Annotated in this window: 16 protein-coding genes; 10 read left to right on the top strand and 6 right to left on the bottom strand. The window is 62.5% G+C overall.

Going from position 1 to position 19,472, the window contains the following annotated elements:
• Window positions 1–45 precede the first annotated feature (45 nt).
• Genes putA through RBB29_RS12685 form a run of 3 tightly spaced genes read left to right on the top strand, consistent with a single transcriptional unit; the run spans window position 46 to window position 4,630 of the window.
• Window positions 46–3,477, top strand: a complete 3,432-nt coding sequence (putA, locus tag RBB29_RS12675) for a bifunctional proline dehydrogenase/L-glutamate gamma-semialdehyde dehydrogenase PutA (RefSeq protein WP_306117087.1) — start codon at window positions 46–48, stop codon at window positions 3,475–3,477.
• A gap of 44 nt (window positions 3,478–3,521) precedes the next feature.
• Window positions 3,522–4,265, top strand: a complete 744-nt coding sequence (locus RBB29_RS12680) for a rhomboid family intramembrane serine protease (protein WP_306117088.1) — start codon at window positions 3,522–3,524, stop codon at window positions 4,263–4,265.
• Entirely contained in the window at window positions 4,262–4,630 is a 369-nt protein-coding gene (locus RBB29_RS12685) for a GFA family protein (protein ID WP_306117089.1), read from the top strand. Before RBB29_RS12680 ends, RBB29_RS12685 begins: the two co-directional genes overlap by 4 nt.
• Window positions 4,631–4,672: 42 nt before the next feature.
• Here the strand turns inward: RBB29_RS12685 and RBB29_RS12690 are convergent, their stop codons facing one another.
• Window positions 4,673–5,461, bottom strand: a complete 789-nt coding sequence (locus RBB29_RS12690; RefSeq protein WP_306117090.1) for an inositol monophosphatase family protein — start codon at window positions 5,459–5,461, stop codon at window positions 4,673–4,675.
• A gap of 193 nt (window positions 5,462–5,654) precedes the next feature.
• The gene (locus tag RBB29_RS12695) at window positions 5,655–6,569 is read right to left on the bottom strand and encodes a LysR family transcriptional regulator (RefSeq protein ID WP_306117093.1); all 915 of its coding nucleotides are present in this window, start codon (window positions 6,567–6,569) and stop codon (window positions 5,655–5,657) included.
• A gap of 99 nt (window positions 6,570–6,668) precedes the next feature.
• Here RBB29_RS12695 and metF point away from each other — a divergent pair, with 99 nt between their 5' ends.
• Complete coding sequence (gene metF, locus RBB29_RS12700) at window positions 6,669–7,535, top strand: methylenetetrahydrofolate reductase [NAD(P)H] (protein WP_306117091.1); 867 nt, start codon at window positions 6,669–6,671, stop codon at window positions 7,533–7,535.
• Window positions 7,536–7,607: 72 nt separating this feature from the next.
• Window positions 7,608–8,096: a PaaI family thioesterase gene (locus RBB29_RS12705; RefSeq protein ID WP_306117092.1), complete on the top strand. Its 489-nt coding sequence runs from the start codon at window positions 7,608–7,610 to the stop codon at window positions 8,094–8,096.
• Between the two features lie 80 nt (window positions 8,097–8,176).
• On the opposite strand, the gene RBB29_RS12710 is transcribed toward RBB29_RS12705, so the two are convergent.
• Both RBB29_RS12710 and RBB29_RS12715 read right to left on the bottom strand, forming a co-directional pair.
• Entirely contained in the window at window positions 8,177–9,238 is a 1,062-nt protein-coding gene (locus RBB29_RS12710) for a DUF2235 domain-containing protein (RefSeq protein WP_306116485.1), read from the bottom strand.
• Window positions 9,239–9,653: 415 nt separating this feature from the next.
• Window positions 9,654–10,781, bottom strand: a complete 1,128-nt coding sequence (locus RBB29_RS12715; RefSeq protein WP_306116484.1) for a type III PLP-dependent enzyme — start codon at window positions 10,779–10,781, stop codon at window positions 9,654–9,656.
• A gap of 109 nt (window positions 10,782–10,890) precedes the next feature.
• Between RBB29_RS12715 and RBB29_RS12720 the strand changes: the two genes are divergently transcribed.
• Complete coding sequence (locus tag RBB29_RS12720) at window positions 10,891–11,325, top strand: Lrp/AsnC family transcriptional regulator (protein WP_306116483.1); 435 nt, start codon at window positions 10,891–10,893, stop codon at window positions 11,323–11,325.
• An 83-nt stretch (window positions 11,326–11,408) separates the two neighbouring features.
• Here the strand turns inward: RBB29_RS12720 and RBB29_RS12725 are convergent, their stop codons facing one another.
• A complete protein-coding gene (locus tag RBB29_RS12725; protein ID WP_306116482.1) occupies window positions 11,409–12,302 on the bottom strand; it encodes a LysR family transcriptional regulator in 894 nt (297 codons plus the stop codon).
• Between the two features lie 105 nt (window positions 12,303–12,407).
• Here RBB29_RS12725 and RBB29_RS12730 point away from each other — a divergent pair, with 105 nt between their 5' ends.
• From RBB29_RS12730 to RBB29_RS12740, 3 genes are read left to right on the top strand one after another with little or no spacing between them, the layout of a single operon-like run.
• Window positions 12,408–13,316 carry a phytanoyl-CoA dioxygenase family protein gene (locus RBB29_RS12730; protein ID WP_306116481.1) on the top strand — a complete coding sequence of 303 codons (909 nt, stop codon included), beginning with the start codon at window positions 12,408–12,410 and terminating at the stop codon, window positions 13,314–13,316.
• Window positions 13,317–13,934 (top strand): HD domain-containing protein, encoded by a 618-nt coding sequence (locus RBB29_RS12735; protein WP_306116480.1) that lies wholly within the window; start codon window positions 13,317–13,319, stop codon window positions 13,932–13,934.
• A gap of 39 nt (window positions 13,935–13,973) precedes the next feature.
• On the top strand, window positions 13,974–14,978 hold the full coding sequence (locus RBB29_RS12740; protein WP_306116479.1) for a sterol desaturase family protein: 1,005 nt from the start codon (window positions 13,974–13,976) through the stop codon (window positions 14,976–14,978).
• 241 nt (window positions 14,979–15,219) lie between these two features.
• Here RBB29_RS12740 and RBB29_RS12745 read toward each other — a convergent pair whose 3' ends face one another.
• The gene (locus RBB29_RS12745) at window positions 15,220–16,197 is read right to left on the bottom strand and encodes a zinc transporter ZntB (RefSeq protein WP_306121162.1); all 978 of its coding nucleotides are present in this window, start codon (window positions 16,195–16,197) and stop codon (window positions 15,220–15,222) included.
• 143 nt (window positions 16,198–16,340) lie between these two features.
• Here RBB29_RS12745 and RBB29_RS12750 point away from each other — a divergent pair, with 143 nt between their 5' ends.
• Window positions 16,341–19,391 (top strand): valine--tRNA ligase, encoded by a 3,051-nt coding sequence (locus RBB29_RS12750; protein WP_306116477.1) that lies wholly within the window; start codon window positions 16,341–16,343, stop codon window positions 19,389–19,391.
• The last annotated feature ends 81 nt before the right edge of the window (window positions 19,392–19,472 follow it).

The raw sequence follows: 19,472 nt of genomic DNA on the forward strand, positions 1-19,472 counted from the left end.
TGTAACCATGATACGATAGCCCAATTCGCCAAATGGGGGTGCATCATGCCATACGATACCGATATCCGCAGTAAGATCGACCACGCCACATATGCAGATGAGGCCGAGACGCTCGCCCGCCTGGTGGCCGAGGCCGATTTGTCGCCCGAGGATCGCGCCCGCATTTCGGCGCGCGGCGCGCAGCTCGTTCGCGACATCCGCGGACAATCGAGCCCGGGCCTGATGGAGGTGTTCCTCGCCGAGTACGGCCTTTCCACCGATGAAGGCGTGGCCCTGATGTGCCTGGCCGAAGCCCTGTTGCGCGTGCCGGATGCGGAAACCATCGACGCGCTGATCGAAGACAAGATCGCGCCCTCGGACTGGGGCAAGCACATGGGGCACTCCACCTCATCGCTGGTCAACGCCTCGACCTGGGCCTTGATGCTGACCGGGAAGGTCCTGAAAGAAGACAAGACCGGCCCCGTCGGCCACCTGCGTGGCGCGATCAAACGTCTGGGGGAGCCGGTGATCCGCACCGCCGTGGCCCGGGCGATGAAGGAAATGGGTCGGCAATTCGTGCTGGGTGAGACCATCCAGGGCGCGATGGAACGCGCCGCGGGGATGGAGAAGAAAGGTTATTCCTACTCCTATGACATGCTGGGCGAGGCCGCGCGCACGGACGCGGACGCCACGCGCTATCACCTCGCCTATTCGCGGGCGATCACCGCGATCGCGCAGGCCTGCGACAAGGCGGATATCCGCGACAATCCGGGCATCTCGGTCAAGCTTTCGGCGCTTCATCCCCGCTATGAGGTGGCACAACGCGAGCAGGTCATGGAGATCCTGGTGCCGCGCCTGCGCTCGCTGGCGCTTCTGGCGAAATCCGCGCGTATGGGGCTCAATATCGACGCCGAAGAGGCCGATCGCCTGTCTCTTTCACTCGATGTGATCGAAACCGTTCTGGCTGAGCCTGCGCTCGCCGGATGGGACGGGTTCGGCGTCGTCGTGCAGGCTTTCGGGCAACGCGCGGGCCATGTGCTCGACTATCTGCACGATCTGGCGGTGCGGCTTGATCGCCGGATCATGGTGCGCCTGGTCAAGGGCGCCTATTGGGATACCGAGATCAAGCTGGCGCAGGTCGAAGGCATCGATGGCTTTCCGGTCTTCACCAAGAAGGCCGCAACCGATGTCAGCTATATCGCCAATGCCCGCAAACTCCTCGGCATGACGGACCGGATTTATCCGCAATTCGCCACCCATAACGCCCACACGGTTGCCGCCATTCTCGACATGGCGACCGACAAGAAAACGTTTGAATTCCAGCGTTTGCATGGCATGGGTGAAGCGTTGCATGACATCGTTCTGCAATCCGAGGGCACCCGTTGCCGGATTTATGCCCCCGTGGGTGCGCATCGCGACCTCTTGGCCTATCTCGTGCGCCGCCTTTTGGAAAACGGGGCGAACTCCAGCTTCGTGAACCAGATCGTGGACGAGGATGTGGCGCCGGAAGTGGTGGCCCGCGACCCGTTTGAGGCCCTCGGCGACCCGGCCCCGCATCTGCCCACCGGGCCGGAGCTGTTCCAGCCGGAACGGCCTAATTCCAAGGGGTTCGACCTCAAACACCAACCCACGCTCGACCTGATCGAAGGCGCCCGTGCGCCCTTTGCCAACCATCAATGGACCTCCGGCCCGATCCTTGCCGGAAAGGCAAAGCCGCTGGACGCCAAGCCAGTTATCAACCCGGCCAACCCGGCGGACGTGGTGGGCCACGTGTCCAACACCAGCCCGGCGGATATCGAAACCGCGCTGGACAACGCCGCGCCGTGGGAGGCCGGCGTTGAAGAGCGCGCGCGCGTGCTGAACAAGGTCGCGGACCTCTACGAAGAAAACTTCGGAGAGCTCTTCTCGCTCCTGTCGCGCGAGGCCGGCAAGATCTGGATCGACGAAGTGGCCGAACTGCGCGAAGCGGTTGATTTCCTGCGCTATTACGCGGCCAACGCGCCTGCGACCCCGCCCGTGGGCGTCTTTACCTGCATCGCGCCGTGGAACTTCCCGCTGGCGATTTTCACCGGCCAAATGGCCGCCGCCCTCGCCTCGGGCAATGCGGTGCTGTCGAAACCCGCCGAACAAACCCCGCTCATCGCGCATTTCGCGGTGTCGCTGATGCACAAGGCGGGGGTTCCGGACACCGTCCTGCAACTCCTGCCCGGCGGCGGCGATGTGGGCGCGGCACTGACCTCGGACGCCCGCGTCGGCGGCGTGGCCTTCACCGGCTCCACCGCGACGGCCATGAAAATCCGCAGCGCCATGGCGGAAAACCTCGCCCCCGGCGCGCCGCTGATCGCGGAAACCGGCGGGCTGAACGCGATGATCGTCGATTCAACCGCCCTGCCCGAGCAAGCCGTTGGCGCGATCGTCGAATCCGCCTTCCAATCCGCCGGGCAAAGGTGTTCGGCCCTGCGCTGCCTTTACGTGCAGGAGGATATTGCCGAGCCTTTCATCAAGATGCTCAAAGGCGCGATGGATGCGCTGGTGATCGGCGATCCGTGGTCTGTCGCCACCGATTGCGGTCCTGTTATCGACGAAGCCGCGCGCAAGGGCATCGCCGATCATATCCAGCAAGCCCGCGCCGAGGGCCGCTTGATGCATGAGCTCAAGACGCCGAACTCGGGCACCTATATCGCGCCTACGCTGATCCGGGTCGATGGGATCGACAAGCTCGAGCGGGAGATCTTTGGCCCGGTCCTGCACCTGGCCACCTTTGGCTCGGAAGAGTTGGACGGCGTGATCGACACGATCAACGCCACCGGCTATGGCCTGACCTTCGGTCTGATGACCCGGATCGACGACCGGGTGCAACATGTGACCGAACGGGTGAATGCCGGCAACCTCTATGTCAACCGCAACCAGATCGGCGCCATCGTCGGCAGCCAACCCTTCGGCGGTGAGGGCCTTTCCGGCACCGGCCCCAAGGCGGGCGGCCCGAACTACCTCGCCCGTTTCTCGGCCACCAAAGCGCCGATGGCGGGAGCGAACTGGTCCGCCGAGATGGCCACAAAAGACGCCCAATCGGTACTCTCGGCGGCACGGCAGACGGACCCCGCGATCCATGCGGCCCATGTCCTGCCCGGCCCTACCGGCGAATCGAACCGCCTGACCGCCCATGCCCGTGATCCGATCCTTTGCCTGGGTCCGGGCGCCGATGCGGCGGCGGCGCAGGCCAAGGCGGTCACCGATCTGGGCGGGATCGCGGTGCAGGCCACAGGGTCGCTCGCCGCCGATGCGCTGACCGCGCTCGATGATGTGTCCGGCGCAATCTGGTGGGGAGACGAGGCCTCCGCCCGCGACTACGCCCGCGCGCTTTCCAAGCGCAATGGGCCAATCCTGCCGCTCATCACCGGGCTGCCGGACACCGGTCATGTGCTGCACGAACGCCATGTCTGCGTCGACACCACGGCGGCGGGCGGGAACGCGGCCCTGCTTGGCGGCGCGTCGTAAAGCATCTCTTGACGCCAACGGTCGGGGCCGCCACGGTGGCCCCGATGTTACCCATCCGTGACCATAATCCGTCGGGGCGCACCCCTTATGTCACCTACGCGCTGATTGCGATCAACGTCGTCGTCTTCATCAGCTATTGGCACCTGTTCAGCGACGCCCGCGCCATCAACGCCTTCTTCAACGATTGGGCCATGATCCCGCGACAGGTCACCCAGACCGGCGATTATGGCGGCCTCTTCACGTCGATGTTCCTGCATGGCGGGTTGATGCACCTTGGCGGTAACATGCTGTTTTTATGGATTTTCGGCGACAATATCGAAGACGAAATGGGCCATCTGCCGTTTCTTCTCTTCTATCTTGCCGCCGGCATCGGCGCGGGCCTTGTGCATGTCCTCTCCGCACCGGGATCGCTGGTGCCGACGGTGGGCGCCTCGGGCGCCATCGCCGGTGTCATGGGCAGCTACCTGCTGCTCTATCCCAAGGCAAAGGTCGATATTTTCCTCTTCTTGGTGATCTTCTTTCGCATCCTGCCGATCCCCGCCTGGATCATGCTCGGCGTCTGGTTCGGGCTGCAACTATTCAACGGCGTCGGGGCGGATCCGGCGGCCGGCGGCGTCGCCTATTGGGCCCATGCGGGCGGGTTCGTCATCGGCAGCCTCCTGAGCCTGCCCTTGTTTCTGCGCCTCGGCGGGCCGCGCTTCTGGGCGCGGACAGACGGCCACCCGCCCCACCCCGAGGCCGAATACCAGATTGGCCGCACCCGCATTCCAACCGTGAGGCGACGATGACCCAGATCACCAAATCCACCTGCCATTGCGGCGCGGTCGAGCTCCGCCTGACCCTACCCGACGGGATCGAGAATCCGCACCGTTGCGATTGCAGTTTCTGTCGCCGCAGGGCCGCACCGACGGTCAGTGTGCCCCTGGCCAATCTCGAGGTCGTGCGCGGCGCGGACAAGCTCGCGCTCTACACCTGGAACACCGGCACGGCGCAGCATTATTTCTGCAAAATCTGCGGGATCTATACACACCATCAGCGCCGGTCAAACCCGAACGAGTTCGGCGTGAACCTGGGCACGATCGAAGGGATCAACCCGGCGGATTTCGAACCCATGCCCTGGGATGATGGCGTGAACCACCCGTCGGATGCCTAGAGCGTTAGAGAGGCGACCAGAAACGGTTCTCTCGCCATCGCATCAGGTGTCGCGGATCACCTTGGCAAACTTGTCGAAGATCGCCTCGTTGGCGCAGATGATCTCGCCATCCTCGAGAATATCACCACCTTCGCGCAGCGGCTCGACCAGCGCGCCCGCCTCGCGCAGGATGATGACACCCGCGGCCAGGTCCCAGGCGTTCAACCGCCGCTCCCAGAACCCGTCAAACCGCCCGGCCGCGACATAGGCCAGGTCCAGAGCTGCGGAGCCAAACCGCCGGACCCCCGCACAGGTGGGCATCAACCGTGCCAGGTCCTGCAACGTCTCGGGCAGATCGGCGCGCCCGCCGAAGGGCAGACCAGTGGCAAAAAGCGCCTCGATCATCTTGTCCCGCCCCGAGACGCGCAACCGGCTCTCGTTCATCCAGGCCCCTTCGCCCTTCTCGGCGAAAAATGCCTCGTCCTTCGTGGGGTCATAAATCACCCCGGCCACCACCTGGCCCTTATTTTCAAGGGCAATCGACACGGCCCAATGCGGTAGCCCGTGCAGGAAATTCGTGGTCCCATCGAGCGGGTCGACGATCCAGCGGCGCGTCGGGTCCTTGCCCTCTTCACCGCCGCCCTCCTCGCCCAGCCAACCATAGGTCGGGCGCGCATTCATCAGCTCGGATTTGATGATCTGCTCGGCGGCGATATCGGCGCGGCTCACGAAATCGCCCGCGCCCTTCATGCTCACCTGGAGGTTCTCGACCTCGCGGAAATCCTTGGCAAGCGCGCGGCCCGCTTTCCGCGCCGCTCTCAGCATAACATTCAGATTGGCACTAAGGGCCATGACCATCGCTCCTCAAGGTTCAGGCCGCGCGTATACGCCCCGAAAGCCAGCTTGCCAAGGGGGTCAACAGCGACAGTTGCCCCCAACATCAGAGATAAGACAGGCGCGCGCCACACGCGGCCCGAGGAGAAGGCCGGAGGCCGCCGACGAGATATCCGGCGTGCGCGGCACGCGCACTCAACCTGACAACAAATCAACCCTGACCGGCGCGCTGCAATCTCACCGGAATCTCCCGGGCCAGCCGGATCAGATGCGCCATATAGGGCTTGTCCGCATCCTCTTCGCGGATCGCCGCGTAAAGCCGCTTGGTCAGCCCCTTTTCCGTCACCTTCCGCGTGACATAATCCGTGCTCGTGCGCACCTCGCGGATCACCCAATCGGGCAAGACCGCCACCCCGCGGTTGGACGCCACCAGAAGCAGGATCACCGCCGTCAGTTCCACCTGCCTGATCCCGCGCGGCTCCACTTTCGCGGGCGTCAGCAATTCGGTGAACACGTCGAGGCGTGAGCGATCCACCGGATAGGTGATCAGCATCTCGTCGCGGAAATCCTCTGCCACCACGAATTCCTTCGCGGCCAGCGGATGCTGGCTCGATGCCACGAAAACCGGCTCGTAATCGAACAGCGGTTTGAAAATCACACCCGGCAGGTCCTCGGGATCCGACGATACAACCAGATCGACCTCTTCCTTCTGCAGGGCGGGCAAGGCGTCAAAGGCAAGGCCCGGCCGGATATCCACATCCACATCCGCCCAGGTCTTGCGAAACCGCTCCAGCACCGGAAACAGCCATTCGAAACAAGCATGGCATTCGATCGCGATATGCATCCGCCCCGCGCTGCCCTCGCGCACCCCTTCGAACTCGGCTTCCAGGGCTTCGATTTCCGGCAAGACCTTCTCGGCAAGACGCAACAGCCGATGCCCCGCCGCCGAGAGCTTCAAAGGCTTCGACCGGCGCACGAAAAGCTCAACACCGGCCTGATCCTCCAACCCCTTGATCTGATGGCTCAACGCCGATTGCGTGATGTGCAGGATCTCCGCCGCACGCGCCAGCCCGCCCGCGCGATGAATGGCCCGGATCGTCTTGAGGTGCCGAAACTCGATATGCATAAATTGAACAAACCTCATCTTGTTCGTGAATATTATGAAATTGTCTCACAACAGCCGACCTGCAACAAGAGGACAATTCACTCTGTCAGGATTGTTGCCATGCCCGCGCCCAACATCTCGTTCGAATTCTTCCCGCCAAAATCTCTCGAAGGGTCCTTCCGCCTTTGGGACACGGTACAATCACTCGCCCCGCTTGCGCCCCGCTTCGTCTCGGTCACCTACGGCGCAGGAGGTACCACGCGGGAGTTGACCCGCGACGCGGTCCGCACGCTGCACAGCAGTTCCGGCCTCAACGTCGCGGCACATCTGACCTGCGTCGATGCCAGCCGGTCAGAGACCCTCGCGATAGCAAATGATTTCGCCGCCGCCGGCGTGACTGAAATCGTGGCCCTGCGCGGCGATCCGCCCAAGGGCAGCGGCGCCTTCCGGCCACACCCCGATGGCTTCAACGACAGTTGCGAGCTGATCGCGGCCCTCGCAGAGACCGGCAAGTTCACCCTGCGTGTCGGTGCCTATCCGGAAAAGCATCCCGAGGCCGCGGATCAGAAGGCCGATATCGACTGGCTCAAACGCAAGATCGACGCCGGCGCCTCGGAGGCGATCACGCAGTTCTTCTTCGAGGCCGATACGTTCTTCCGCTTCCGCGATGCCTGCGTGAAGGCCGGGATCGACGCGCCAATCATCCCCGGCATCCTGCCGATCGAAAACTGGCAGAATGCGCGGCGGTTTTCGCTGGCCTGCGGTGCCAACGTCCCTGCATGGATGGATGATCTCTTCGACAAGGCCATTCGCGATGATCGCCATGATTTGCTGGCCACGGCCCTCGCGACCGAGCTGTGCAGCAAACTGATGGATGGCGGTGTCGAAGACCTGCATTTCTATACTCTGAACCGCCCCGAACTCACGCGCGACATCTGCCACGCCCTCGGTGTGGTCCCCGAAGTCTCCCTGCGCCACGTCGCCTGACACGGGATTGCGCTTGATCCGCCTCCGCCGCCCTGCCAAACAAAAGGTCAGGGCGGGCAAAGGAGGCATCGCATGAAATTCGTGGACGCTTTGGAGGATCTGCCCAGCGCATCGGACCTCGGGTCACGATCAGGCCTCGAGTTCATGCGCGCCATCCTGGCAGGTGAACTCGCCGCACCGCCCATCGCCCGAAACCTGGGGTTTCAACTCACCGATGTTGAGGATGGCAGCGCCACCTTCGAAGGCACGCCCGAATTCGGCGCCCTGAACCCCATGCGCGGCGTGCATGGCGGCTGGTACGGCACCATCCTCGACAGTGCGATGGCCTGCGCCGTCATGACCAAGGTGCCGCAGGGGGCAATCTACACCACCCTCGAATACAAGATAAACATCACCCGCGCGATCCCGGTTGGCACTCCCGTTCGGACCATCGGTTCGGTCGATCACGCCGGGCGCACCACATCCGTGGCCAGCGGCGAAATCCGCGGTATCGAAGACAACCGTCTTTATGCCACAGGCACGACCACCTGCCTTATCATGAAGGCACCTAACGCTGGCTAAATGGCTGGACCCGCTCCCTTTTTGCGACGGGGCGGGCGGGTGGGCGGCGCAAAAAGGGAGCGCGCGACGCACACCATATCTCACCCGATCTGCTGGTGCAGAACTTCCTCCAAACCCCGGTCGGTAACGGTGTCGTGCAACCGTTCACTCGGATCCTCTCCGACCTTACGCGCAGTTCTCAACAAGAAGATCTTGCTCCATCCCTGCCAGGTGCCAACCGACGGCGCATGGGCATCCATCGGGAAACGGCCCCGCCACCCCTCCGGCAAGGGCAGACCACAAAGCTCGGCCCGCTCCAACATCCATTGCAACGGCACATTCGCCAACGGCCGCGCTGCGTGGTATCCGCTCAACTGACCGCCGATATCCCCGTGGCTTCCCCGAAACCAGACCTGTTCGACCTTACCGGAATGATCCGGAGGGCTTTCCCACATCACGGGCGCATAGACCGCCCGCGTCTCGTCAAGCGCCAGCGCATGATAGCCATGACGCACCGACGGGCCCAACCTGTGCGAATGGAACGAATGGGCCGCTTCCGCCCAACGCCAGAGGATCGGCAGACGCAACCCAAGCGCCTTGACCGTGTCCCAGACACCTACCATCTCGATCGGCGTATCCGGATGGCAGAATTCGTCGGCAAAATCCCGGGCGACCGGGCTGCCGGGGGTGCATTGATAATGCCGGTACGCCGTCATGATGTTACGCTCGGTGGCGTGTTCATCGCGCAGAAGACCGACCGTGTCTATCAGGCCAGCAAGCGACCTGACCGCGTAGGCGCCCCGTGAATATCCCAAAAGGAAAATCCGGTCACCGGCCTTGTACCGGCTGGCCAGATACCCATAGGCGCGCCGGATCTGCCGGTTGATGCCCCGCCCCACCATCACATCCGGTGTCGCCCGCCAATCCTGCCACTGCAACCCCGCTTCATAATAAACAGACAAATCCGGCCCACTGACCTCAGACAAAAGCCGATAGGTCAGCCCCGCGTTGCTTTCACATCCCGGCGTCAGGGACGACATCGTCCCATCCAGGATCAGCACATGGGTCACCTGCCCCCGCGCCCTGGCGTATCCGGTTTGCCCGCGGCGCAGTCCGGGCCGCAGAAACTCGAAAACCGTCTTTGTCCAAGTGCGCCAGGACATGCCTTTGCCTTACCTTTCTTCTCCACCGGATGCCCGCCAGTTCCTCGGTGGCCGACACCTGTTTTTCTTATACTGCCGGGCCGCCATCCGGCCCCGCCCCCTCAACCTAGTCGCCAAATTCACGTTCGGCAAAGCCTGACGGCATCGGAGGCGCTGATCGCGGACAAGCAGAGCCATCTTGCCGCGTTTTCGTGAAGGCCGGGTTACTGTGACAGCACGCGACCTTACAGGCCAGCAACCCGCCCCAAAATTCATGTTTTATATCAGATGACTATGTGCTGGGACGGCGACCAAAACCGCCATTCAAGGAAAGATCCACCAAACCGGCCGATCCGTTGCGTGTCGTTGAATTTCGGATCAGATCAGGAGCCATCGCCCGACCCGGTCAACAGATCGTGACAACGGCACCACCGCGTCAGAGGGCGGCAACCGTAACCGGCGCCCCGAGCCCGTAGCCATTGAACTGCGTCGTCAATGACCGCGAATAAGCGCCCATCCCGGCAAAGAGCACGTAATCCCCCTCTTCGATATCCGACGGCAGCGGGAGCGGATCCGGCAGCCGGTCGATGCTGTCGCATGTCGGGCCGAAGACGACCCGCGGTTGCGCCGCACCGTCGCGCCATTGTCCCCCGGCACCAAGCACCCGTACCCGGTCGGTGCAGCAGATATCGCGCATCTCGAACAGCCCGCCATAGATGCCATCATTGAGGAAAAGCGAGCCATCAGCGCGCAGCGCCTTGACCCGGGCGGCCAACGTGAAGGCATCCGCCACCATCGCTCGCCCCGGCTCACAGACAAGCGCGGGCGCCTCATCCCCGAAACATGCATCCACCTCGGCCCGGATGTGATCGAAAATCGCCTCAAGGTCGGGCGCGGCCCCGGTCCGATGCGCGGCAAATCCGCCGCCTACGTTCAGCCGCGCGAGGCGCACCCCGGCCTCACGGGCCATCTCGGCCACAACCTTGATATAGCTGCCCCATGCCGCCGGATCGGCACATTGCGTCCCCGGATGGAACGTGACCGACGGCACGAAACCCTTGTCCACAACCTGGCGCAGCAAAGCCGCCGCACGCGCGGGTCCAACGCCGAATTTCTCCCCGAAATCATAGGCGGCACCCGCAACCGGCAAGGCAAGCCGCACCGAGATCTCCGCTCCGGCGGGCACCTGCGAAAGCTTCTTCAACTCCCGTTCGCAATCAACGGAATAGGACATGATCCCCAGGGCCACGGCCACGGAAATCTCCTCCTGCGACCGCACCGGATTGTGATAATGAAGCACCGCATCGGGACAGACCGAGCGCACCGCATACATCTCCCGCGGGCTTGCCACGTCAAAGGCGCGGATACCCGCTGCCACGAGATTGGCCAGCACTTCCTCCCCGGCATTGGCCTTGACCGCATAGGTCACGAGACCGTCAAACCCGTCCTGGAACCGCCGCGCCGTCGCCTGCAAAACCGCCGGACAGAAATAGACCAACGCCGCATCCGGCAGATGCCGCAGGAGATGCGCCCGGGGGTCGGGCCAGTTCGGAGAATTATGCATCGCAGTGCCTCATAACGTCTTTTTTCCCATCGTTCCGGGATTCACCGTCGATTTCACGTGTCATTTTATATATTATGACTGAAATACTTAACAAAATGACGAACAAGATATGCAAACTGACGAAACCGATCTCGCACTGCTCTCACTTCTGGGGGAAAACGCTCGCACACCGGTGGCCACCCTCGCACGCAAACTCGGCCTCGCCCGCACCACGGTGCAGGCCCGGCTTGACCGGCTCGAAACCACGGGCGTCATCCTCGGCTACAGCCTCCGCCTGGGGCAGACCGCCCGTCCGCCCCTGCGCGCCACCGTCCTGGTCAGCATCGAACCCCGCAGCGCCCCGGCGATCCTCGCACGCCTCAAATCACTCACCGAGGTCCGGCGTGTCCACACCACGTCCGGCCGTTTCGACCTGATCGTCTCGCTTGAGGCCACAACCACCGAGGCACTGGATGAAACCCTCGACCGCATCGGTGAGGCGAAAGGCGTCAACCGCTCCGAAAGCCTGATCCACCTCTCCACCAAACTCGACCGCGGCCCCTGAAGGCGCGCGACATCAGACCGACGCGCCCCGAGGAGGACGTCGGAGACGGACGACGAGATATCCGGCGTGCGCGGCACGCGCACTCAATCTGACAACCTCTGCCTTTCGCACCAATCCAGCAGCCAGTCGCGAAACACCCGAGCCGGCGGGCGGAGCGCCGCGCGGTCGGGATAGACCAGGTGATACGCCTCGCGCCCCCATACCGACACGCCGGGCAGACATGGAACAAGCCCCGCCTCCCGCATCGCCTTGTCGCTGGCAGGCGCCCGCGCCAGGGCGATCCCGGCCCCCTCAGAAGCCAGCGCCATCGCCATCATCGTGCTGTCGGCATAGAAGTACCGCGCCTGGCCCGGCAAAATCCCGAGACTGTCGAACACATGCGGCCACCCGGCGCGATGCGTCGCCACCTCGATCAACCGGTGCCGCATCAGATCGGCGGGGCCGTCAATCCCCGCCACGACCTCCGGCAATGCCACGGGATAGAGTTTCTCGCCCAGAAGCTTGTCGCCTTCCGCACCATAAGCCTGCGGGCTGCCAAAGATGATCTGCAGATCCGTAAACCCCCGGGCGAACTCGAAAGGCAGGTTGGCGGTGGTCAGGGTCATGTTGATGTCCGGGTGGGCAGAGGTGAAATCCTCATATCCCCGCGACAGCAGCCCTTGCGCGAAAATCAGGACCGATTGCACGAAAAGCTGTTGCGCCCGAGCCGCCCCAAAAAGCCCCTCGGTCGCATTCTCCAGCGTGAGAAGCGCCTGCTGCACCGACGGCAGATACGCCCGCCCCACCGCCGTCAGGCTGACCGCATGGGCGTGACGGTCGAAAAGCGCCACGCCCAACCGCTCTTCAAGCGCCCTGACCTGCTGCGACACGGCGGCAGGTGACATGTTGAGCTGCACCGCCGCCCGCGCGAAACTCTCGCATCGGGCGGCAGCTTCGAACACACGTAACCAGTTGAGCGAGGGAAGATTGACCGACATGCCGCAAGGCTAAGCTCAACTTAGCCTTAGCGTCCAGCACTATCGTTCTGCTTTTTCGACCGCAACGAGTAGCCTGCCCAAAGATCAAACCAAGGAGCGCCCAAGGTGCCGAAACCTCAATCTCTCATCGACGGTCGCTTGTCCGAGGGCGAGATCAGCCAATATTGGCGCGACGGATACCTCTTTCCCCTGGACGTTTTTGGCTCGGATGAGGCCCAATCATACCGCTCCGAGTTGGAAGAGATCGAGCGCGACTGGCGCGAGGCCGACCTGCCGCATCCGCTCAACATGTACAAGCGCACCAATGCCCATTGCGTGCTCCCCCTGGCGGCGCGGATGGCCAGCGACCCGCGCGTGCTGGACGCGGTCGAGGGTATCCTTGGCCCCGACCTGATGATCTGGTCGGCGGAGTTTTTCATCAAGGAACCGCGCACCACCCATGTGGTCGGCATGCATCAGGACCTCACCTATTGGGGCCTGGGAGAGACCTCGGACCAAGTCACCGCCTGGATTGCCCTTTCACCGGCCACGGTGGAAAGCGGCTGCATGGATTTCGTCCGGGGCAGCCACAAGAACCCGATCCTGCCCCACAACGACACATTCTCGGAAAACAATCTGCTCTCACGCGGACAGGAGATTGCCGTGGACGTGGCCGACGAAGACAAGACCCATATCGAGTTGCAACCGGGACAGATGTCGCTGCATCACGGGCTGACGATCCACGGCTCGGGTCCCAACCGCTCGGACGACCGGCGCGTGGGCTTTGCCATCCGCTACCTCAATCCGAACGCACAGCAACAGGTCGCCAAGCGCGATTTCGCGATGCTGGCCCGCGGCGCCGACCTGCAGGGCAACTTCATTCACTATGCCGCACCGACCGGAAATTTCGCGCCGCATTCCCTGACGCTCTACGATCAAATCCTCGCCGCCCAAAGGGACGCCCTTTCAGAAGGGGTTGACAGCGGCGCGCTCTTTAGCGGCCATAGGAACATGCAGAAACAAGGGATCGCTTAAATGGACAAAGTCAGCTTTACCCAGATGAAAGACGGCACCAAGGAAGAGTATGAATTCCTCACCGCCCATGAGATCGACCATACCAAACACACCGCGCAAAGGTTGCTGAAGGCGCTTGTGGATCTGGACGAAAGCCTTTCGGGCTACCAGATCACCCGCCTGGGCCACTCCGTGCAATCGGCAACACGGGCCTGGCGCGATGGGGCGGACACCGATTGGGTCGTCGGCGCGCTTCTGCACGATATCGGCGATATCTATGCGCCCTACAACCACGACGAATATGCCGCGACGATCCTCAAACCCTTCGTGCGGGAGCAGGTCACCTGGTGCGTGCAAACCCATGGCGATTTCCAAATGCTCTATTACGGCCATCACCTTGACGGCGCGGACCAGCACAAGCGCGACCGCCACAAGGACAACCCCTATTTCGACGATTGCGCCGAATTCTGCGAACGGTGGGACCAGGCGAGTTTCGACCCGGATTACGATGACCTGCCGCTCGACTTCTTCGCACCCATGGTCGAAGAAGTCTTTGCCCGGGAGCCCTACAGCGCCGATGTGATACAGCCCGGGATGCGCAAGCCACTCACCGACAAAACGGTTGCCGCCAGCCGGTAACGCACTGACCAGACAGGGATTTTTGACATGGAGCCGTCCGTGAACACTCGAGTTGTGCCTGAACGCAAGGGGCGCAAGACCTGGAATTACACGCCCGATCTGCCTCTTCGGCTCGCCCCCTATTGGGACTGGCCGCTTAGGCCACTGGCCTCGGTCAGGTACCTCCTGCGCAGTTGGAACCCGGTGGCGCAGCGGTTTCTCTTTCTGCTCGCGGCAATCGCCGTGTGGACCTGGTTCACGCCCGATCTTGACCGGGCGCGCACGCTCAGCCTCGATTGGATTTTCGATATCTGGCTGCGCAACCTCGTGATCCTGCTCGTGGTGGCGGGCGGGCTGCACCTGGCGCTCTGGAAGTACCGAACCCAGGCCGACGAGTACCGCTATGACATGCGACCGATGGTCAAGGGTGCAAAGATCTTCACCTTCAAGAACCAGGTCTGGGACAACATGTTCTGGACGCTTGGCCCGGCGCTTGCCTTCGCGACCTTCTGGGAGGCCCTGATGTGGTACGCCTATGCCAACGGTTGGGCCAGTATGATCACGCTCACGTCCAACCCGGTCTGGTTCGTGCTCCTGATCGTGCTCATCCCGATCTGGGCCGGGTTTCATTTCTACTGGCTGCACCGGCTCCTGCATGTCGGCCCGCTTTACACCCGTATTCACGCCTGGCATCACCGCAACATCAACACCGGGCCCTGGTCCGGGCTTGCCATGCACCCGGTCGAAAGCTTCTTACTGATGTTCGACACCATGATTTTCTTCCTTCTGCCCGCGCACCCCACACATGTTCTATTTTTGATATTTCATCACCTGATTGGCGCCCCGACATCGCATGCAGGGTTTGAAAACATCAAGTTTGGTAAATCCGCCAAGCTGGGCCTGGGTGACTTTTTTCACCAGCTTCACCACAAGTTCTTCGATTGTAACTACGGCACCTGGGAGACGCCCTGGGATAAATGGTTCAACACCTTCCATGACGGCACGACCGAGGGTGACAGCCATATCCGGGAGCGGCGCCGCAAGATCTGGTCACGGGCTGGCTAGAGCCTAAAAACCCGCGCAGGTGCGCGCAGCTTGCCCCTGCACGCACCTGCTTCGGGATCCGGCCGGCCAGGAAGAAAACCGGCGATCCGTGTTCGATTGCAAGACCACCGCAGACAAATGTCGATATGCCTCGAATGGCCCCGGAGGACAGGACTGAAACCGCCCCCTTCTTTCGACCTTATGGCAAGGAGAGATTCGCGCCAAAGTATATTTTTTCTAAAATTTTATCGCGCCAGAGTTGTTATTTGCGGCCCAGCAAACCCAAACTGCGAAACCATATGAACAGCAACCCGCCGATGATGGCCAAGGCCAGGGTCACGATCCAGAAAGATCCGCCATATTGCGTCCCCGGCACACCGCCCACATTGATGCCCAGCAAACCGGTGATGAGCCCAAGGGGCAGGAAAATTGCCGCAACGACCGACAAGATCAACATCTGCTGGTTCATCGTCTCCGCGCGGGCATCCATGATCTGATCCTGGACCACTTGCGCCCGATCGCGGATGGCGTCCAGTTCTTCGGCTAGGCGGGTCATCCGCTCCGTCGCCTCCCTCAGGCGCGCGCGGCCTTCCGGCGCGATCCACGCCATCTCTTCGATCTCGAATGTGCTGAGCGCGTCCCGCTGCGGCGCCATGTGCCGCCGGAGCATGATGGACACCCGCCGCACATTGGCCAGATCGAACCGCGATGCGGGCACGCCTCCGTCGATCAGTTGATCTTCGAGCACGTCGACCTTTTCGTTCAACTCCGCCACCACCGGCTCCGCCCGGTCGGCGAGCCGCAAGGCCAGACGCGCGACCAGTTCCGCGGGGTGTTCCGCGCCCTGCCCCCGCTCGAACCCCGCCATCACATCCGCCACGGCCCGCAGTTGCCGCAGTTGAACACTCATGACCAGCTTCTCGGTGATCCACATCCGGAGCGAGATCATGTCCTCGACCTCGTCCCCGGGGTTCAGGTTGACGCCACGCAGGTTCATCAACACCCCGTCGCCGTGCACCGTGCAGCGCGGCCGCGTTTCGGGCGCCAGCAACGCGCGCAGCACCAGCGGGTCAAGCCCCGCCTCTTCTAACCAGCCTCGTGCCCCCTCCTGCGCCACATCCACATGCAGCCAGACATAACCCGGCGCATGCATATCAAGCAGGTGCGGACCTTGACCCACATGCACCGCCGTGGCCGCGCCCGCCTCCGTCACGTGCCATTGGGAAACACCGTCCATCATCCTGCCTCCGTTCGCCTCTCCACAATCTGCGCCGTATTTTCGCGCCTGTCACGGGGCCGCAAGAAAATACCGTCGCGACCTTCCCCTTGCCCCCTCGTTTCGCTAGACGTGCGGGCAACAGATTTATGACGCGAGGCGCCCCCATGGCGATGGAAAAAACCTTCAACGCGGCCGAGGCCGAAGACCGCATCTACAAGGCCTGGGAAGCGGCCGACGCCTTTGCCGCAGGCGCCAATGCCAAACCTGGGGCCGAGACGTTTTCGATCATGATCCCGCCGCCCAACGTGACCGGCGTGCTGCACATGGGCCATGCGTTCAACAACACATTGCAGGATATCCTGATCCGCTGGCACCGGATGCGCGGCTTCGACACGCTCTGGCAGCCGGGGACCGATCATGCGGGCATCGCCACGCAGATGGTCGTGGAACGCCGCCTTGCGGAAACACAACAGCCCAGCCGCGCAGAGATGGGGCGCGAGGCCTTCACGCAGAAGATCTGGGAGTGGAAAGCGGAATCCGGTGGCACGATCGTCAGTCAGCTCAAGCGCCTCGGCGCCTCCTGTGACTGGTCGCGCGAGGCCTTCACCATGTCCGGCGCCCCCGGGGCGCCCGCCGACGTGGCCAGCGGCAATTTCCACGATGCGGTCATCAAGGTCTTTGTCGAAATGTACAACAAGGGCCTGATTTACCGCGGCAAGCGGCTCGTGAATTGGGATCCGCATTTTGAAACCGCGATTTCCGACCTTGAGGTCGAGAATATCGAGGTTGCCGGCCATATGTGGCACTTCAAATACCCGCTCGCCGGTGGGGCCACCTATACCTATGTCGAAAAGGATGAAGACGGGAATGTAACGCTCGAAGAAGAGCGCGATTATATCTCCATCGCCACGACCAGGCCCGAAACGATGCTGGGCGACGGTGCGGTTGCGGTCCACCCCTCGGATGAACGGTATGCGCCAATCATCGGAAAACTCTGTGAAATTCCCGTTGGCCCCAAGGAGCATCGCCGCCTGATCCCGATCATCACCGATGAATATCCTGACCCTGATTTCGGCTCGGGCGCGGTCAAGATCACCGGCGCGCATGATTTCAACGACTACCAGGTCGCCAAGCGCGGCGGCATCCCGATGTACCGGTTGATGGACACGAAAGGCGCGATGCGCGCTGACGGCACGCCCTATGCCGAGATGGCCGAGATTGCGATGGCCGTCGCCAAGGGTGAGCGGGAATTGAGCGAGGCCGAGGCCGATACAATCAACCTCGTCCCCGATGATCTACGCGGGCTGGACCGGTTTGAGGCGCGCAAGAAGGTTGTCGAACAGATCACCTCCGAGGGGCTGGCGGTGATGGAGCTTGTCCCGGTGACCGATGCGGATGGCGGTGAAAGCGTCGATGCGCGGCCTCTGGTCGAAAACAAGCCGATCATGCAGCCCTTTGGCGACCGCTCCAAGGTGGTGATCGAGCCGATGCTGACCGACCAGTGGTTTGTCGACACGGACAAAATCGTCGGTCCCGCGCTGGAAGCGGTCAAGGACGGCACGGTAAAAATCCTGCCCGAAAGCGGAGAGCGCACCTATTACCACTGGCTGGAAAACATCGAGCCCTGGTGCATCTCGCGCCAGCTCTGGTGGGGGCATCAGATCCCGGTTTGGTATGGACCGAAAGTTCACTACAAGGAACACGCTGACGGCAATGTCGATTTCGAGATCGACTTCAGTGAACTTACTTCATTTTGCGCCGCAACCAAGGCTGAAGCTATCGAGAAAGCGCAAGCCCATTACGGCATCACGGTAAGCGCCTTCGCTGATGAAACGGAAGCGAAGGCGGCCGCGAGCGACCCGCAAAAAATTATGGCTGCCCCAATCTATCGCGACCCAGATGTGCTTGACACCTGGTTTTCCTCCGGTCTCTGGCCTATCGGCACACTGGGCTGGCCCGAGGAGACAGAGGAACTCAAGAAATACTTCCCCACCTCGGTGCTGGTCACCGGGCAGGACATCCTGTTCTTCTGGGTCGCGCGGATGATGATGATGCAGTTGGCGGTGCTGGATGAGGCCAAACCCGTCACCGAGCGCATCCCCTTCCACGATGTTTACCTGCACGGGCTTGTCCGCGATGCCAAGGGCAAGAAGATGTCGAAATCCACCGGCAACGTCATGGATCCGCTTGATATCATTGACGAATACGGCGCCGACGCGCTGCGCTTCTCCTCCGCAGCGATGGCCGCGTTGGGCGGGGTCCTGAAGCTCGATATGGAGCGGATCAAGGGTTACCGCAATTTCGGCACCAAGCTCTGGAACGCTGCGCGCTTTGCCGAGATGAACGGCGCGACGGGCAGCGATGGCACCCTGCCCCAACCCTCCGCCACCGTGAACAAATGGATCATCGGTGAGACCGCCAAGGTCCGCGAGGCCGTTGATGCCGCGATGGCGGGCTACCGTTTCAACGACGCGGCCTCGGCGCTTTATGCCTTTGTCTGGGGCAAGGTGTGTGACTGGTATGTGGAGTTTTCCAAACCGCTTCTGCTCGATGGGGACGCCGCCACCAAGGCCGAGACGCAGGCCACGATGGCCTGGGTGATCGACCAATGTCTGATCCTGCTTCATCCGATCATGCCCTTTATCACCGAAGAGCTTTGGGGCACTTTGGGCGACCGGCAAAAGATGCTGATCCACGCGGAATGGCCCACCTATGGCGCTGAGATCATTGACGAAAGCGCCGACCGCGAGATGAACTGGGTGATCGACCTGATCGACGGCATCCGCTCAGCCCGGGCGCAGGTTCGGGTGCCGGTGGGGCTTTACGTGCCGCTGGTCGTGACCGAGCTGAGCGATGTCGGCCGCGCCGCATGGGCCAACAACGAGACCATGATCAAGCGCCTTGCGCGGATCGAGGACCTGAGCGAAGTGGACGCCTTCCCCAAGGGCTGCATCACCGTACCTGCCGAGGGCGCGAGCTTTGGCCTGCCGCTGGCGGATGTGATCGACGTGGGCGAGGAAAAGGCGCGGTTGGAGAAGACGATTAGCAAGCTCGACAAGGAGTTGGGCGGCTTGCGCGGACGTCTGAACAACCCGAAATTCGTCGAAAGCGCGCCGGACGAGGTGGTGGCCGAGGCCCGCGAAAACCTCGCCTTGCGCGAGGAAGAGCATGGCAAGCTGCAAGCGGCATTGGACCGGCTGAACGAGATCGGTTGAGCCGTCGGGAAAAGACCGAGACAGTTCTTGGGCTTTCCGCGTCTGTGCAGAACCACCCGCCCCGGGTCACGCCCGGGGCGG

This window comes from Roseovarius sp. MMSF_3359 (genome assembly GCF_030733385.1).
Taxonomy (GTDB): Bacteria; Pseudomonadota; Alphaproteobacteria; order Rhodobacterales; family Rhodobacteraceae; genus Roseovarius.

Bases quoted from the DNA above. Each gene is read 5' to 3' on its own strand.
- putA (WP_306117087.1), top strand. From the start codon at position 46: ATGCCATACGATACCGATATCCGCAGTAAGATCGACCACGCCACATAT.
- RBB29_RS12680 (WP_306117088.1), top strand. From the start codon at position 3,522: ATGTTACCCATCCGTGACCATAATCCGTCGGGGCGCACCCCTTATGTC.
- RBB29_RS12685 (WP_306117089.1), top strand. From the start codon at position 4,262: ATGACCCAGATCACCAAATCCACCTGCCATTGCGGCGCGGTCGAGCTC.
- RBB29_RS12690 (WP_306117090.1), bottom strand. From the start codon at position 5,461: ATGGCCCTTAGTGCCAATCTGAATGTTATGCTGAGAGCGGCGCGGAAA.
- RBB29_RS12695 (WP_306117093.1), bottom strand. From the start codon at position 6,569: ATGCATATCGAGTTTCGGCACCTCAAGACGATCCGGGCCATTCATCGC.
- metF (WP_306117091.1), top strand. From the start codon at position 6,669: ATGCCCGCGCCCAACATCTCGTTCGAATTCTTCCCGCCAAAATCTCTC.
- RBB29_RS12705 (WP_306117092.1), top strand. From the start codon at position 7,608: ATGAAATTCGTGGACGCTTTGGAGGATCTGCCCAGCGCATCGGACCTC.
- RBB29_RS12710 (WP_306116485.1), bottom strand. From the start codon at position 9,238: ATGTCCTGGCGCACTTGGACAAAGACGGTTTTCGAGTTTCTGCGGCCC.
- RBB29_RS12715 (WP_306116484.1), bottom strand. From the start codon at position 10,781: ATGCATAATTCTCCGAACTGGCCCGACCCCCGGGCGCATCTCCTGCGG.
- RBB29_RS12720 (WP_306116483.1), top strand. From the start codon at position 10,891: ATGCAAACTGACGAAACCGATCTCGCACTGCTCTCACTTCTGGGGGAA.
- RBB29_RS12725 (WP_306116482.1), bottom strand. From the start codon at position 12,302: ATGTCGGTCAATCTTCCCTCGCTCAACTGGTTACGTGTGTTCGAAGCT.
- RBB29_RS12735 (WP_306116480.1), top strand. From the start codon at position 13,317: ATGGACAAAGTCAGCTTTACCCAGATGAAAGACGGCACCAAGGAAGAG.
- RBB29_RS12745 (WP_306121162.1), bottom strand. From the start codon at position 16,197: ATGATGGACGGTGTTTCCCAATGGCACGTGACGGAGGCGGGCGCGGCC.
- RBB29_RS12750 (WP_306116477.1), top strand. From the start codon at position 16,341: ATGGCGATGGAAAAAACCTTCAACGCGGCCGAGGCCGAAGACCGCATC.